This window comes from Streptomyces sp. NPDC111507 (assembly GCF_055638955.1).
Map to the genome: position 1 here is coordinate 68,426 of NZ_JBVKBU010000023.1, position 15,211 is coordinate 83,636.

At 71.4% G+C, this 15,211-nt stretch carries 14 protein-coding genes; 7 read left to right on the plus strand and 7 right to left on the minus strand.

From position 1 onward, the window contains the following. Positions 1 to 144: 144 nt before the first annotated feature. The 3 genes from ACZ7M2_RS47370 to ACZ7M2_RS47380 form a co-directional block, all read right to left on the minus strand. Entirely contained in the window at positions 145 to 639 is a 495-nt protein-coding gene (locus ACZ7M2_RS47370) for a nuclear transport factor 2 family protein (protein ID WP_352050004.1), read from the minus strand. Further along, positions 636 to 1,496, minus strand: coding sequence for a dihydropteroate synthase (gene folP / locus ACZ7M2_RS47375; protein WP_471600545.1), 861 nt, complete (start codon positions 1,494 to 1,496; stop codon positions 636 to 638). Before folP ends, ACZ7M2_RS47370 begins: the two co-directional genes overlap by 4 nt. Positions 1,497 to 1,644: 148 nt before the next feature. Continuing rightward, entirely contained in the window at positions 1,645 to 3,450 is a 1,806-nt protein-coding gene (locus ACZ7M2_RS47380) for a phosphatidylglycerol lysyltransferase domain-containing protein (RefSeq protein ID WP_471600546.1), read from the minus strand. A gap of 223 nt (positions 3,451 to 3,673) precedes the next feature. Between ACZ7M2_RS47380 and ACZ7M2_RS47385 the strand changes: the two genes are divergently transcribed. Continuing rightward, positions 3,674 to 4,804 (plus strand): alpha/beta hydrolase, encoded by a 1,131-nt coding sequence (locus tag ACZ7M2_RS47385; RefSeq protein WP_471600547.1) that lies wholly within the window; start codon positions 3,674 to 3,676, stop codon positions 4,802 to 4,804. Between the two features lie 259 nt (positions 4,805 to 5,063). After that, positions 5,064 to 6,557: a hypothetical protein gene (locus ACZ7M2_RS47390; protein ID WP_471600548.1), complete on the plus strand. Its 1,494-nt coding sequence runs from the start codon at positions 5,064 to 5,066 to the stop codon at positions 6,555 to 6,557. Between the two features lie 69 nt (positions 6,558 to 6,626). Here ACZ7M2_RS47390 and ACZ7M2_RS47395 read toward each other — a convergent pair whose 3' ends face one another. Next, positions 6,627 to 7,961 (minus strand): PH domain-containing protein, encoded by a 1,335-nt coding sequence (locus ACZ7M2_RS47395; RefSeq protein WP_470049441.1) that lies wholly within the window; start codon positions 7,959 to 7,961, stop codon positions 6,627 to 6,629. Further along, positions 7,958 to 8,473, minus strand: a complete 516-nt coding sequence (locus tag ACZ7M2_RS47400; protein WP_054237490.1) for a PH domain-containing protein — start codon at positions 8,471 to 8,473, stop codon at positions 7,958 to 7,960. The genes ACZ7M2_RS47395 and ACZ7M2_RS47400 overlap by 4 nt, the downstream gene beginning before the upstream one ends. Positions 8,474 to 8,504: 31 nt before the next feature. Between ACZ7M2_RS47400 and ACZ7M2_RS47405 the strand changes: the two genes are divergently transcribed. Beyond that, on the plus strand, positions 8,505 to 9,656 hold the full coding sequence (locus ACZ7M2_RS47405) for an NADH-quinone oxidoreductase subunit D (RefSeq protein ID WP_471600549.1): 1,152 nt from the start codon (positions 8,505 to 8,507) through the stop codon (positions 9,654 to 9,656). On the opposite strand, the gene ACZ7M2_RS47410 is transcribed toward ACZ7M2_RS47405, so the two are convergent. Further along, positions 9,621 to 10,799: an SAM-dependent methyltransferase gene (locus tag ACZ7M2_RS47410; protein ID WP_471600550.1), complete on the minus strand. Its 1,179-nt coding sequence runs from the start codon at positions 10,797 to 10,799 to the stop codon at positions 9,621 to 9,623. The two genes, ACZ7M2_RS47405 and ACZ7M2_RS47410, sit on opposite strands and share 36 nt — an antisense overlap. Before the next feature lie 143 nt (positions 10,800 to 10,942). On the opposite strand from ACZ7M2_RS47410, the gene ACZ7M2_RS47415 reads away from it, so the two are divergent. From ACZ7M2_RS47415 to ACZ7M2_RS47425, 3 genes are all read left to right on the plus strand, one after another. Continuing rightward, positions 10,943 to 12,148 (plus strand): sensor histidine kinase, encoded by a 1,206-nt coding sequence (locus ACZ7M2_RS47415; RefSeq protein WP_471600551.1) that lies wholly within the window; start codon positions 10,943 to 10,945, stop codon positions 12,146 to 12,148. Between the two features lie 70 nt (positions 12,149 to 12,218). Then, entirely contained in the window at positions 12,219 to 12,890 is a 672-nt protein-coding gene (locus tag ACZ7M2_RS47420) for a response regulator transcription factor (protein WP_352050013.1), read from the plus strand. Positions 12,891 to 12,965: 75 nt separating this feature from the next. Further along, positions 12,966 to 13,598 carry an AAA family ATPase gene (locus tag ACZ7M2_RS47425; protein WP_471600552.1) on the plus strand — a complete coding sequence of 211 codons (633 nt, stop codon included), beginning with the start codon at positions 12,966 to 12,968 and terminating at the stop codon, positions 13,596 to 13,598. Positions 13,599 to 13,692: 94 nt separating this feature from the next. Here the strand turns inward: ACZ7M2_RS47425 and ACZ7M2_RS47430 are convergent, their stop codons facing one another. Further along, positions 13,693 to 14,799, minus strand: a complete 1,107-nt coding sequence (locus ACZ7M2_RS47430) for a DUF5937 family protein (protein ID WP_471600553.1) — start codon at positions 14,797 to 14,799, stop codon at positions 13,693 to 13,695. Positions 14,800 to 14,966: 167 nt separating this feature from the next. Here ACZ7M2_RS47430 and ACZ7M2_RS47435 point away from each other — a divergent pair, with 167 nt between their 5' ends. Continuing rightward, the gene (locus ACZ7M2_RS47435; RefSeq protein ID WP_471600554.1) at positions 14,967 to 15,185 is read left to right on the plus strand and encodes a hypothetical protein; all 219 of its coding nucleotides are present in this window, start codon (positions 14,967 to 14,969) and stop codon (positions 15,183 to 15,185) included. Positions 15,186 to 15,211: the final 26 nt, after the last annotated feature.

The following is a 15,211-nucleotide window of genomic DNA, read 5'->3' on the forward strand; positions in this document are numbered from 1 at the left end:
TTTCCCCTGGGGAACACGGCGGCTCACGGGTTGGTAGCCGCCCCTACCCAGCGGTTCGTGATTCCAACCACTCCTTGGTGCCGCTGGACCGCCTGCCCATCCGACCGGGGGGTGTCCAGGGGCTCAGCGGGGGTGTTCCCGTCCTCAGCCGGGCGTGTCCTCGTCCTCCTCCTCGCCCGATTCGGCGAGTACGGGTGAGGCGTGGTGCGACCAGAGCTTCCAGCCGTCGGCCGTGCGGCGGAACACGTTCGTGGCGACGACCAGCTGGCCGACGAGCGGGCCGAGCTCGTCGCTGTCCTCGGGGGCGGGGCCGCCGCTGAGGATGTTCTCGGTGCAGGTCACCAGCGCGGTGTCGCCCGTGACGGAGACGTGCACGTCCGTGAGGAAGAACTGGATGTACTCCGTGTTCGCCATGATCAGCGCGTACGAGCGCAGGACCTCACCACGGCCGTTGAGGACCGGCCAGCCGGGGTGGACGCAGGAGATCACCGCGCCGTCGCCCTCGATGTCGTCGTCGGCGGTGTCCAGGGGGGCCAGCCACAGTGATGACAGTTCTTCGAAGTCACCCCGCTCGAGTGCCTCGTAGAAGGCGGTGTTGGCACGTTCGACCTGCTCGATGTCGGTACGGGGTGCGCTCACTGGGCTCCCTCTACGGCCCGGGCGACTCGTACGGCGTCGGCGGTGGCCCGTACCTCGTGGACCCGGACCGCCCAGGCACCATGGTGGGCGGCGAGCGCGGAGACGGCGGCGGTGGCGGCGTCCCGCTCGCGGGCCGGCGGCGGGGCGCCCTCAGGGCCCGCCAGCACGTGGCCCAGGAACCGCTTGCGGGAGGCGGCGACGAGCAGGGGGTGGCCGAGTTCGCTCAGCCGGGCGAGGTGGGCGAGCAGCGACAGGTCGTGCTCGGAGTCCTTGGAGAAGCCGAGTCCCGGGTCGATGACGATGCGGTCGGAGGCGATGCCGCCCGCCAGAACGGCCTCCACACGTGCGTGCAGCTCGTCGACGACTTCGGAGACGACGTCCGCGTACGTCCCCCTCACGTTGCCGCCCTCGAGGAAGCCGCGCCAGTGCATGACCACGAAGGGTGCGCCGGCCGCGGCGACGGCGGGGATCATCGCGGGGTCGGCGAGCCCGCCGCTCACGTCGTTGACGAGGGCGGCGCCCGCGGCGAGCGACTGCTCGGCGACGGATGCGCGCATGGTGTCGACGGAGACGGTGACGCCCTCGGAGGCGAGGCCGCGGACGACCGGGATGACGCGCTTGAGCTCTTCCGCCTCGTCGACGCGGGTCGCGCCGGGGCGGGTGGACTCGCCGCCGACGTCCACCAGGTCGGCGCCCTCGGTGACCAGGTGGAGGCCGTGTTTGACGGCGGCCGTCGTGTCGAACCAGCGGCCGCCGTCGGAGAAGGAATCGGGGGTCACGTTGACGACCCCCATGACCGCGCAGCGGTCCCAGGTCGGCAGTCCCGCGACGTGGCCGCGGCGGCGCTCGGAGTTCATACGTCCAGCCTAGGCCTCCGGCGGGGGGCCGAATCGTCCGCGGGTTGGCTCCGACGGGGGTCTTTTGGCCGCTTCGCGGCGGGCCGCGGCCCGAGCGAGGGTCCCCAGGGCTGGGGTAGGGGCCCTCGCTCGGGCCTGTTCAGGGGGACTACGCCGCCCTGACCCCGCGTTCCGCCACGCCGTGGGCGCACGGGCGCGGAGCCGGTGTGCGGCGGCGCAGCAGGCTCGGGAGGGCCAGGTTCACGAAGCCCTCGGCCTGCATGGCGGCGATGCCGATGCGCGGGAGGTCGCGGGAGGAGCGGTAGACGACGAAGCGGGGCTCCCAGCGGGGGCGGAACTTCGCGTTGAACTTGTACAGGGACTCGATCTGGAACCAGCGCGAGAGGAAGACGAGCAGGCCACGCCAGGCCCGCAGCACCGGCCCCGCGCCGATCTTCTCGCCACGCGCCAGCGCCGAGCGGAACATCGCGAAGTTGAGCGAGATCCGCTTGATGTCCAGACGCGGGGACGCCTCGAGCGCCGCCACGATGAGGAGCTCGTTCATGCCGGGGTCGGCCGCGCGGTCGCGGCGCATGAGGTCGAGGGAGACACCGTCCGTGCCCCAGGGGACGAAGTGCAGGACGGCCTTCAGATCGCCGTACGGGCCGAGCGCGTCGTCCGCCTTGTGGGCGGTGGCGATCAGACAGTCGCCGTCGGACGGGTCGCCGATGCGGCCGAGCGCCATGGAGAAGCCGCGTTCGGTGTCCGTGCCGCGCCAGGCCTCCGCCGCCCGTCGTATCCGCTCCAGCTCGCCCTCGCTGAGGTCACGGATGCGCCGCACCCGGGTCTCGTAGCCAGCCCGTTCGATGCGCTTCACCATTTGACGCACGTTGCGCATCGCGCGTCCGGACAGGGAGAAATCCGCGACGTCCACCACCGCCTCGTCGCCCAGTTCGAGGGCGTCGAGGCCGGTCTCGCGGGTCCACACCTCGCCGCCCGTCTCCGAGCAGCCCATGACGGCGGGGGTCCAGGAGTGGGCCTTCGCCTCGTCCATGAAGCGTTCGATGGCGCCGGGCCAGGCCTCGACGTCGCCGATGGGGTCGCCGCTGGCGAGCATCACGCCGGAGACGACGCGGTAGGTGACGGCCGCCTTGCCGCTGGGGGAGAAGACGACGGCCTTGTCGCGGCGGAGCGCGAAGTGGCCGAGCGAGTCACGGCCGCCGTGCTTGTCCAGCAGGGCCCGCAGCCGGGTCTCGTCGTCCTCCGTGAGGCGGGCGGCGGGGTGTTCGGGCCGGAAGGCCAGATAGATCGTGGTGACGGCGGTCAGCCAGCCGAGCGCGCCGAGCGAGAAGGCAACCGTCCAGGACGTGGATCCGGCGTAGTCGACGGGGCCTTCGAAGCCGACCAGGCCGTACAGGACGTGCGTGATGCGGTCGGCCAGGCTCGGGTCGCCGACCATCCGGCCCTGGTGGGCGCTGACGATGACCAGTCCGAGGGCGAGGGAACCTGCGCCCATGAGGACGAAGTTGGCGAGCGCGCGCCAGCGGCTGCGCGGATCGGGCAGGGCGGCGAACTCGCTCCGGTGGCGCAGCAGTGGTGCGAGCAGCGCGAGGGAGATGACGACGCCGATGATCGAATGGCGGTACGCGAACTGGGCGACGGCACCCGCCGGCAGCAGGGCCACGGCGGCCCGCCACGCTCGGCGCTTGCGGCGGCGCAGCCCATGAGCGAGCAGGAGCAGGAGTACGCCCGCGCTGAGCGACAGCGCGGCGGCGAAGGGGCCGAACGAGCCGGGCAGCACCTCGGCCATGGCGTGCATACGGCTGCGCCGGAAACGGGGGAAGACCCCCGCGGCGATGTCCAGGACCCCTACGAGTGTGCAGGCCCTGGCGACGAGGGCGGGAACGGCATCTGGGCGTGGACCACGGAGTATGCGTCGCGTCCTGCCCGTTCGGTCTGGAACCTCGCCCGACATTTCCCCATCTATCCTGACAGACATCGCATCCCGTAGTTCTGCGAGAGACCTTGAATCCGGCGCCATTCCGGCATCCGGCGACATTGCGCCCTCTAGGACGGTGTCTTGGGGGCTCAGGTTCACTCCCCAGCGGAAAGCCGGTTCAAAAGGCAAGGAAAGTCCAGGGCAAGGCCTCGCGAAGCAGCAGGGCGGCCAGGGGCGGAAAGCGCAGGCAGGGCAGCTCATGGGTCTCACGAGCAACAAGGTGCTGGTGTTGGCGGTTCTGTCCGCCGTGCTGCTGTTCGTCGGCACGGTGTGGTGGTGGCCACGGCTGGCGCGGCAGAACTGGCGGGCCGTCAGCGGACGGATCGGGCTGCTTCTGGTCACGCAGGTGGCGATCTTCGCTTCGATCGGCCTGTTCGCCAACCAGGCGTTCGGGTTCTACGCGAGCTGGGCGGACCTCTTCGGTCAGGAGAACGGCCAGGGTGTGGTCGTCGACCACGGCGGCCGGGGCGGCTCCGGCGGCGGGCCTCTCCAAGTGGTCGGCACCCAGCCGGTGAGCGTGTCGGGCGGGACCCGGCCGCAGATCGGCGGCCAGATCCAGAAGGTCGACATCGTCGGCCGTACGACGCACATCGCCACGCCCGCGTACGTCTACCTTCCCCCCGAGTACTTCCAGTCGCGCTACCGCACGCGCACTTTCCCGGCGGTCACGATCCTCACCGGCTACCCCGGCACCGCCGCGGCGCTCATCAAGGGCCTGCACTATCCGCAGACGGCCCACGAGTTGTCCAAGAACGGGCAGATGCAGCCGATGATCCTCGTCATGATGAGGCCGACGGTCGCACCGCCGCGGGACACGGAGTGTGTGGACATCCCGGGCGGTCCGCAGACCGAGAAGTTCTTCGCCAAGGACCTCCCCGATGCAGTGTCGGCTCACTACAGGGTGGGCAAAAAGCCCGGAAGCTGGGGCATCGTCGGTGACTCCACGGGCGGCTACTGCGCGCTGAAGCTGGCCCTTCACCACCCCGAGGCGTACGCCGCCGGGGCGGGACTGTCGCCGTACTACAAGGCGCCGATCGACCCCACGACGGGCGACCTCTTCCACGGGAACAAGGAGCTGCGCAACAGCGCGGACCTGCGCTGGTTCATGCAGCACAAGCCCGCACCCGACACATCGCTGCTGGTCACCAGCAGCAAGGTGGGCGAGCACAACTACAAGGAGACCCTCAAGTTCATCAGCCTCGTGCAGTCCAAGAACCGCACCCGGATCGCGTCGATCATCCTCGACAGCGGCGGCCACAACTTCAACACGTGGCGGCGGGAGATCCCGCCGACGCTTCAGTGGCTCAGCGGGCGGCTGAGCGACCGCTGACCGTCGTCCCCGAATACGTGGCGGCGCCCCTGTGATCGGCGCCGGGCCTCCTGGAATTCATGGAGTCCCTCGAATCTCTGGAATCACGCGAACTCAAGGGAATTGATCAACAAGTAGCCGCTTTGCGGGGCAAGCGGGAGCCCTTGTGGGACAAGGAGTAGCCCCTATAGGCGGCTGAGGCGGTGTGCAGCCCCTGGGGTAGCCGTGTTTTTACCGGGCGGGGCTCCAAGATTCGCCTACGCGCGGTAAGTTTCTGGCCATGCCACGTGGACGTCACCGCCATTCCCCACCTCTGCACCGGCTGCTGCCTCCTTCGGCGATCGCAGGCGTCTCGCTCGTCTGCGCCGTGGGGCCCTGGCTGTTCACGGAACCAACGGTGCTCCGCGCCTTGGCCGCGGCCGCCGCAGGGACGGCCGTCGTGGGCGGCATCGTCATGCGCCGCTGGGACACGGCGGCGGGCAAGCGCGTCGCGGACCTCACGCGCGCGCGGGCGAGTGACGAGTGGCGTCACGAGGAGCGCGTCGCCGAGCTCGAGACCGACCTCGACGAGTCGCGCGAGCTGCGCACCAAGCTCGAGCACAAGCTGCGCGCGAAGCGGGCGGAGCTGGCGGGCCTGCGCAACGAACACGCCGCACTGCTTCGGCGGTACGCCACGGCGGAGACCGAGCGGGCGAGCGCCCTGGAGGGTCGCCGGCTGCTCGAGATAGAGACGGTGGCCCCCGCTCGCGCGCTGACCGCCGCGACGGAGACCGTGGAGGCCGCCGACGCCGTGGACTCGGCGGAGCCGGAGGCTCCCGAGGGCGTGGCTGCCACGGACGAGGACAGGAACGAGGGCGCGGGCGAAGGCACGGACGAGGACGCGGACGAGGGCGCCGACGACGGTGTCACCGCCGACGACGTGACCACCGTAGAGGCGGAGAACGCCGCCGAGGAGCCGACGGACACGACCGCGTCTCCCCAGGTCTTCTCCCCGGCCGGGTCGTCGCTCTTCCTGCGCGCCGACGCCGCGCTGAGCCGGATCACGCACGGCGACGCGGCGACCGACGTCTCCGACGCGGACACTGAACCGGGCACCGACCCGGACACCGATCCGGACGACGATGTGAAGCCCGGCGCCGAAGCCGAAGTCGACACCGAAGCCGATTCCGAAGCCGAGGTCGAGGGCGAGGTCGAAACCGCGCCCGCCTCGAATTCCGATGCCGATGCCGCCGCCTCCGGTTCCGACGAGCGCGAGCCCGCCGAAGCCGAAGGGGAGTCCGCCAAAGGAGAGTCCGACAAAGGGGAACCCCCGACGGACGGTCCTCCGAAGGGCAACCGCCCCCTGACCGACGCCAAGACGGCGGCGCTGCCCGTCCCCGCCGCACGCGCGGTGTCCGTCGAGGCGGAGCCGGCCGGCCCGGCGGCCCCTCCCGTGCAGCCGGCGAAGCCCGCCCGTGCCTCCGGGCACTTCACCGTGCCGACCGCGGTGGCCGTCGCCCCGGCCGCGCCCGTGCGGCGCCCCTCGGTCGAGGGCGGGTTCGACTTCTTCGGTACGCAGAAGGGGGCATCCTCGACCGCCATGGACGCCATGCAGAACGAGGACCTCGCGGACGTGGTCGGACAGGAGGCGCTCGCCCTGCACAAGGCCGAGGCCGAGTCCGGTTTCAAGCCCGTCGACGAGGGGTCCCGCGGTGTCGGCCAGGTCATCGACCTGACCGCGCACGACGAGACCGAGCACATCGACCTGACGGAGCTGCGGACCGCGGCTTCCTGAGGCGCCTGTACGTGGGCACGGGGCTCACGCGGATGAGGGCAGTGGCTCGGCCACTGCCCTCTCGTCGTCTCACGCCATCCAGCGGTCCGGCCGGGCCTCGCGCCGCCCCGTCCGTGACCGGTCCGCCTGTGCCTGAAGGAGCTCCGCGGCCTCCGCGGCGTCCCGCAGCCGCGCCGTCACCGTCTGGTTGGCCCCCGTGTCCACATGGACGTCGGCGACGCCTCTGAAGCGCTCCCAGGGCCCCTGGGTCAGCCGTACGCTCTGCACCTTCGCGTGCGGCACGAGCGACAGGCGGCGGCGCAGCAGTCCGTGACGCGCCGCGAAGACGGTGTCGGTGACGGCGAGCCCGTACCCCCGCCACCACAGCGGCACGCACCACCAGGCCCGGCGCGGCGGCCGGGACAGGGCGGACGGCACCGTCACCCCGGGCAGCACCCTCGCGATCACCGACTCGGCGACCTCGCGCGGAGCGACGGGCACCAGGACGGAGTTCGAGGACCCCGCCACGTCGAGTTCCACCCGTACCCAGCCGCGTCGCCGCCACAGCAGCGGTTCGACGATCCGTACGGTCTGCACGCGTCCGGGCGGCACCGTCTCGTGCGTACGGTCGAGGAGGCCGTGGTCGATGCGGAGCCCGTCCGGCGACTCGCCCACCGTCCAGTCGTACTCGCCGACGAACCGCCCCACGCTGCTCGCGCCCGCGGCGCCGAGCAGCGGCACCCCGGTGGCGAGGACCGTCCACACACTGTGGGTGGCGAACCACAGGAACGGGGGCACGACGAGCGCGGCGGCCAGGGAACCCCAGGTGGCGCCGGTGAGGACGAGGGAGACGGCGAGGAAGCCCGCCGGCACGTGCAGCAGCTGCCGTACCGGCGCCTCGCCGACCTCGTGAGCCGTCTCGGGGGCGAAACCGGCGGCGCGGGCGAGGAGTTCGGCGCGCAGGGCGCGGGCCTCGTCCTCGCCGAGGTAGGCGAGTTCGTCCTTCTTGTCCGTTCCTATGACGTCGAGTTTGAGCTTGGTGACGCCCGCGACGCGGGCCAGCAGCGGCTGGGTGACGTCGACGGCCTGCAGCCGGTCGAGCCGGATGTGCGCGGTGCGCCGGAACAACAGGCCGGTACGGATGCGCAGTTCGGTCTCGGTCACCGCGAAGTGCGTGAACCACCAGCTCAGAAAGCCGTAGAGGGCGGCCGCCGGGACGATGACGGCGAGCCCGATGAGCAGCGCGGTCGTCGTCAGCCTGGTCAGCTGCTCCTGCGCCTGGTTGGGGTCGTGCACGGCCCAACCGGCGACCACGGCGACCGGCGCCCAGGCGCGCCGGAACGGTGTCACCGGGTGCAGCCGCCGCTCGACCAGCGGCTTCTGCTCCCGTATCGCGTCCTTGGCGTCGGGCGCCGGCGTGTTCACAGCCCCGCCGATCGGGCCTCGCCCAGCTCGGTCAGCCGGTCGCGCAGTCGCTCGGCCTCGGTCGGGTCCAGGCCCGGGATGCACGCGTCCGTCGCGGCGGCCGCCGTGTGCAGCTGCACGCTCGCCAGCCCGAAGTGCCGCTCCACGGGCCCGGAGGTCACCTCGACCAGCTGCATCCGCCCGTACGGCACCACGGTCTCCTCGCGGAACAGCACACCGCGGCTGATCAGCAGGTCGTCCGCGCGCTCGGCGTACCGCCAGGAGCGCCAGTTGCGCCCCAGCATCCCCCAGCCCCACACCAGCAGGGCGAACGGCAGCAGCGCGAAGGCCGCCCAGACGGCGCCCGCGAACACCGCGAGAAGCACCCCCAGGACGATCGTCAGCAGGCCCAGCCACACCACCAGCAGCAGCCGGCGCATCCGCAGCAGTCCCGGCGGCAGTCCGGTCCAGACCGGCTCGGCCGCCGTGCTTCCCACGGTGTTTCCCGCGGTCTCCGCGCTCCCCGTATCCATGCCGCAAGGGTACGTACGACAGACTGTCCCCATGACTCCTACGACGGAGACCATGGTCGGTATCGGCGGCGCCGCGGAGAGCACCGACATGGTGCTCAACATCGGGCCCCAGCACCCGTCCACGCACGGGGTGCTGCGGCTGAAGCTGGTCCTGGACGGTGAGCGGATCCAGCACGCGGAGCCGGTGATCGGCTATATGCACCGCGGCGCGGAGAAACTCTTCGAGGCGCGCGACTACCGCCAGATCGTCATGCTCGCCAACCGTCACGACTGGCTCTCCGCCTTCTCGAACGAGCTGGGCGTGGTCCTCGCCGTGGAGCGGATGCTCGGCATGGAGGTCCCCGAGCGCGCGGTGTGGATGCGGACCCTCCTCGCGGAGCTCAACCGGGTCCTGAACCACTTGATGTTCCTGGGCTCGTACCCCCTGGAGCTGGGCGGGATCACCCCGATCTTCTACTCCTTCACGGAGCGCGAGGAACTCCAGCACGTCATGGAGGAGATCTCCGGCGGGCGCATGCACTACATGTTCAACCGCGTCGGCGGTCTCAAGGAGGACCTCCCGGCCGGCTGGACCACCCGCGCGCGCGGTGCCGTCACGGCCCTGCGCTCGCGGATGGGCGTGTACGACGACCTGGTGCTCGGCAACGAGATCTTCCGGGGGCGTACGCGGGGCGTGGGCGCCCTCGCGCCGGAGACCGTGCACGCCTACGGAGTGAGCGGGCCGATCGCGCGTGCCTCGGGCGTCGACTTCGACCTGCGCCGGGACGAGCCGTACCTCGCCTACGGGGAGCTCCAGGACACCCTGAAGGTCGTCACCCGCCAGGAGGGCGACTGCCTGGCCCGCTTCGAGTGCCTCCTGGGGCAGACGCACAACGCGCTCGACCTCGCGGACGCCTGTCTCGACCGGCTCGCGGACCTTCCGCCCGGGCCGATCAACCAGCGCCTCCCGAAGGTCCTGAAGGCGCCCGAGGGACACACCTACGCCTGGACCGAGAACCCCCTCGGGATCAACGGCTACTACCTGGTCAGCAAGGGCGAGAAGACCCCGTACCGGCTGAAGCTGCGCTCGGCCTCGTTCAACAACATCCAGGCGCTGGTGGAGCTGCTGCCCGGGACGCTGGTCGCGGACATGGTGGCGATCCTGGGGTCACTGTTCTTCGTGGTCGGCGACATCGACAAGTAGCCCGTCGGCCGGTGGATCTTCGGCCGGTGGATCTTCGGTCGGTGGATCGTCGGCAAGGAGGCCGTCGATCATTGGGTTTGGAATTCCAACCGGCTGGAGCAGCCAGCCGAAGTCGCCCAGGCCGCCGGTCGCGGTGAGTTCGGCGGCTTCCCCCGCGCCCGCCAGAGCGCGTACGTAGGCGGTGGGGTCCGTGGCGGCGAGTGAGAGCGCCGGCCGGGCGCCGCTCACGCCGAGCGCGCGCAGGGCCGCCCGCTGGGTCATCACGCGCCCTCCGGGCAGCGCGCACGCGTCCAGTGCCACATGCGCCGTGATGTCGCACGAACCGTCCGGCACGGGCGCCGTCTCCCTGCCCTCGCGGAAGCCGGTGAGTGTCCCGAAAGGCGGTCGCGCGGCGGCGAAGTGCGCGTAGTCGACGGCGACGGCGAGGCCCCGGTCCAGGGAGGCGACCGCACCGGTCCAAGCGGTGTCCCTAGGGAGACCGATCTCGGCGCGGGTCCCCTCGAAGGGCACCTCATCGGAAGGCACCTCATCGGAAGGCACCTCATCGGAAGGCACCTCTGCGGAGGGCGCCCCTGGGAAAGGCATCACTTCGGAGGCCAGTGGCCACCACCTCCGCAGCCACTGCGCCTCCGCCCCGGCCACGGGCTCACCCAGGCGCTCGGCCCCGTCGTCGTCCCGTACGAGTACCAGCCGGGGCACGCCCGTCGCGTCCACCTCCGCCACCTCCACCGGCACGTTGTCCAGCCACTCGTTGGCGAACAGCAGCCCGGTGATCCCCTTCGGTGGCTGGGCGAGCCACTCGATCCGGTGATCGAGAACAGCGGGGCGGTCGGCGCGTTCGACGGCGTACCCGCGCGCGCGGGAGGCCACTTCGGCGGGGAGCGCGGCGAGGACACCGGTCACCAGCTCACCGCGGCCCGCCGCCATGTCGACGAAGGCGAGCTCGGCAGGGCGGCCGAGGGCCTCGTCGACCCGGCACAGCAGCCGGGCCACGGCCGCGGCGAACAGCGGGGACGCGTGCACCGACGTACGGAAGTGGCCGGCCGGCCCCTCGGGCCCGCGATAGAAGCCGGAGGGCCCGTACAGGGCCTCCTCCGTCGCCTCGCGCCAACCTCGCCACTCACCCGTCCCCACACGCCTCACCGAACCAGCCTAGGCCCCCCTGAAAGACGGGGCCCTAGCCGTCTCGGGCGGGGGAGCATCCACCTTGGGGAGTACGAGCGCCCCTCGCGGATCGACCCTCCGGTTGACCCCTGCACGCTGCATGCTTCCCTACGCTGGGTTACGTGCAGCGCCTCTATGACTTTCTCCGCAGGCACCCGACGTGGGTCGACAGCTTCTGGGCCGTCGTCCTGCTCGGGATCTCCGGCGTGAGCCTGACCAATGTCAACGGCGCCGCCGACCGGCACGGGCCGCTCGCCTCGGCGCTCCCGATCGCCGTCGTACTGAGTCTGGTCGTCGCGCTGCGCCGTCGTATGCCCGAGAAGATGCTGGTCGTGGCCGCGGCCATGGGCTTCGCCCAGCTCGCCCTGGACGTCGAAGTGGTGCCCGCGGACTTCGCGATGCTGGTGATCATCTACACCGTCGCCGCGGACGGCGCCCGCTGGGCCTCCCGCTTCGCGCTGATCGGCGGTCTGTGCGCGGCCCCCCTCGCGCAGATCCGCTGGCCCCAGGTGGACTCGGGCTCGGTGAGCAACGTGCTGATAGCGGTCTTCCAGACGGTTCCGTTCGTGCTCGCCTGGGTGCTCGGCGACTCCATCCGCACCCGCCGCGCCTACCTCGCCCAGTTGGAGGAGCGCGCCGCCCGTCTGGAGAAGGAGCGCGAGGCGCAGGCCAAGGTGGCCGTCGCGGCCGAGCGCGCCCGGATCGCCCGCGAACTGCACGACGTGGTCGCGCACAACGTCTCGGTGATGGTGGTCCAGGCAGACGGCGCCGCCTACGTCATGGACACCGCCCCCGAGCAGGCCAGGAAGGCCCTCGAGACCATCTCCGGGACCGGCCGCCAGGCCCTCGCCGAGATGCGCCGCCTGCTCGGCGTGCTGCGCACCGGCGAGCACCAGGAGAGCGGTGAGTACGTGCCGCAGCCCGACGTCGAGCAGCTCGACGACCTCATCGAGCAGTGCCGCACCTCGGGCCTGCCCGTGGACTTCAAGGTCGAGGGCACCCCGCGTCCGCTGCCCAGCGGGGTGGAGCTCACGGCGTACCGCATCGTCCAGGAGGCGCTCACCAACACGCGCAAGCACGGTGGCCCGAACGCGGGCGCGAGCGTGCGGCTGGTCTACTTCGACGACGGGCTCGGGCTGCTCGTCGAGGACGACGGCAAGGGTGCGCCCCACGAGCTGTACGAGGAGGGCGGCGCCGACGGCCAGGGGCACGGCCTGATCGGGATGCGCGAGCGCGTCGGTATGGTCGGAGGCACTCTGGACGCGGGGCCGCGCCCCGGTGGAGGCTTCCGCATCAGCGCCCTGTTGCCGCTCAAGTCGGCTCACTGACACCTGTAACGACACCTTTTGAACAGTTCCAAAAGCTTTCTGACCGTTGATGGAGAGGGAAGAGACCCCGATGGCGATCCGCGTGATGCTCGTCGACGACCAGGTGCTGCTGCGCACCGGCTTCCGGATGGTGCTCGCCGCCCAGCCGGACATGGAGGTCGTGGCCGAGGCGGGCGACGGCGTCGAGGCCCTCCAGGTCCTGCGGTCGACCGCGGTCGACGTGGTGCTGATGGACGTACGCATGCCGAAGCTGGACGGTGTGGAGACCACCCGTCGCATCTGCTTGGACCCCAACCCTCCGAAGGTGCTGATCCTCACCACCTTCGACCTCGACGAGTACGCCTTCTCCGGGCTGAAGGCGGGCGCCTCCGGGTTCATGCTCAAGGACGTGCCGCCCGGCGAGCTGCTCACCGCCATCCGCTCCGTGCACAGCGGTGACGCGGTGGTCGCGCCCTCCACCACCCGGCGCCTGCTCGACCGGTTCGCGCCGATGCTGCCCCACGCCGGCAAGGAGCCCCAGCACAAGGAGCTGGAGCGGCTCACCGACCGTGAGCGCGAGGTGATGGTGCTGGTCGCGCAGGGTCTGTCGAACGGCGAGATCGCGGCCCGTCTCGTGCTGTCCGAGGCCACCGTGAAGACGCATGTGGGACGCATCCTGACCAAGCTGGGGCTGCGGGACCGGGTGCAGGTGGTGGTCCTCGCGTATGAGACGGGGCTCGTACGGGCGGGCGGGCAGCGTTGATCCGGGCCGACGGGGCCGACGGGGCGGTCGTGGGTGCGTGACCGGGGCGTGACCGGGGACCACTAGGGTCTGCGCATGCTCCTGTGGATCAACGGCCCCTTCGGGGGCGGCAAGACACAGACCGCACACGAGATCCAGCGACGGCTGCCCGGCAGTGTCGTCTGCGACCCGGAACACGCCGGCTTCGGTCTGCGCCGCATGCTGCCGCCCGAACTGCGCGGGGACTTCCAGGACTTGGCGTCCTGGCGGCAGGGTGTGGTCGAGGTGCTCGACCTGGCCCTCGGCAAGCACGACGGCGTGGTCATCGTCCCCATGACGGTCACCAACGCCCGCTATTTCGAGGAGACGGTCGGGCGACTGACCGAACTGGGTCACGACGTACGGCACTTCGCGCTCCTCGCCGAGCGCGAGACCGTACTGAAGCGGCTGCGCGAACGCGGCTTCGGACACCTCCTTCAGTACGTCGCCGGGAAGGACGCCCCGCTGCGGCACGAGAGTTGGGCCGTGCGGCAGCTCGACGACTGCCTGGAGCGGCTGCGCGAGCCGGAGTTCGCGGAGCACCTGTGGACCGATCACGCGACGGTCGCCAAGACGGCCGACCGGATCGCCGTGCTCGCGGGACTCACGCTGACGCCGAACAAGGACGGGGCGGTGCGGGGACGGCTGCGGCGGGCGTGGACCGGCGCCAAGCACATCCGGTTCGACTGAGCCTCCGGAGCACCGGACATGGGTCCGCCGAGCTCGACGTGGGTCCCGCCGGGTTCGACGTCGGTCCGGCGGGTTCGGCATGGGGCCGCTGGGCTCAGCGCAGGATGCCCTCCAGGAAGTCGCTGCCCAGCCGGGCCACGACGCTGACGTCCAGCTGGTGCAGCACGTACCGCCCGCGGCGTCTCGTGGTGATCAGGCCCGCCTTCTTGAGCACGCCCAGGTGCCGGGATATCTCCGGGGCCGTCATCCCGTTCACCTGCGCCAGCTCGCCCGTGGTGAACGCGCTGCGGGCCAGACTGCGGCAGATCCGCATCCGGACCGGATGGGACAGCGCGGTCATCCGCAGGGTCAGCTGCTCCAGCGAGAACGGTGCCGCGAGCTCCGGGGAACCGACCGGGTAGTGCAGCACCGGCTGCCAGCCGTAGCGATGCAGCACCATCAGGTGCGGCCAGCCGAGACTGGTCGGCACCAGGAGGAGCCCGCCCTCCCCGGTGGCCGTCTGGCCCTCGCCCAGCTTGTCGACCGTGATCGTCCGGCCGGTCTCGTCGAGCGTCACCGCCGGGGACACCGAGGCCATGGCCTCGGCCAGGCCCTTGTGCCGCAGGAGGTCCGTCTTGTGGCGGGCGTCCGCCGCGAGCTGGTGGCGCAGCCGGGACCAGGTCTCGGCGAAGAAGGCCTCGTCGCAGTCCTCCAGGAACTGCCGCAGCCATGCCCGGATCTGCGGCGGATCGTCCAGCAGCCGCTTGCTGAACCGCACCTGCTGGGGTCCGCGCGCGGCGGCCAGCTCCAGCGCGCGCTGCTGCAGCTCGGGGTCGGAGAGCGTGTCCCGGCCCGGCGCCGCGTACGGAAGCGCGCAGGTGAACTCCAGAGCGGCGTCCACGAACTGCTCGTCGGTCAGCTTGTCCAGCAGGTCCAGCTCCTCGGCGAGTGTCGCGCCCGGGAGCGTGGTCCTGCCGGGAATCCCCGCGTACGGCAGGAACAGGTCCGAGAACGTCGTCCGCCACAGGAAGTCGGCCTCGCACATCCGGTCCGCGAGATGCGAGTCGAGCCGGGCGGTCACACCGGTCGCCCAGCCCTGCAGCCCGGGGTGGTGACCCGGCTCGGACAGCGCGTGCAGCGCCATGCAGAGCTCGGCCAGGGGCGACGGCACGACGGAGATCCGCTCCTGCCGCAGCCCGGTGACGTCGATGTGCACGCTCATGACCTCATGGTGCACCCCGCCACTGACAACGCCGTCCCCGATTGACGGCGACCGTCAATCGGGGCGACAGCCGCAGCGGGCGGGCGCAATCTGGGACGACCGGGGCAACCGCGGGCCTTCGGATTTCCCTCCCGTCGCGCGTTTTCCGTCCCGAGAGGCAATCAGCCATGAGCATCACCCAGCAGTACTTTCTCGACACCCACCGGGCCCGTCGGCACGGCGAGCCGGCCCCTCCGGCGCCCGGCGCGCACGACTGGCAGGTCGCTCGCGAGCTGCGCGACCTCCGCCGGTTCCGGGCGGTCGTGGCGGGCCGCCCGGCCCGCGGGCGGATACGCCAGGCCCTGGGCCGGTGGCTGTGCGGACGGCGGCCGCACCCGGGCCGCTGACCTCTGTGCGGGGCGCGCAGGTTTCC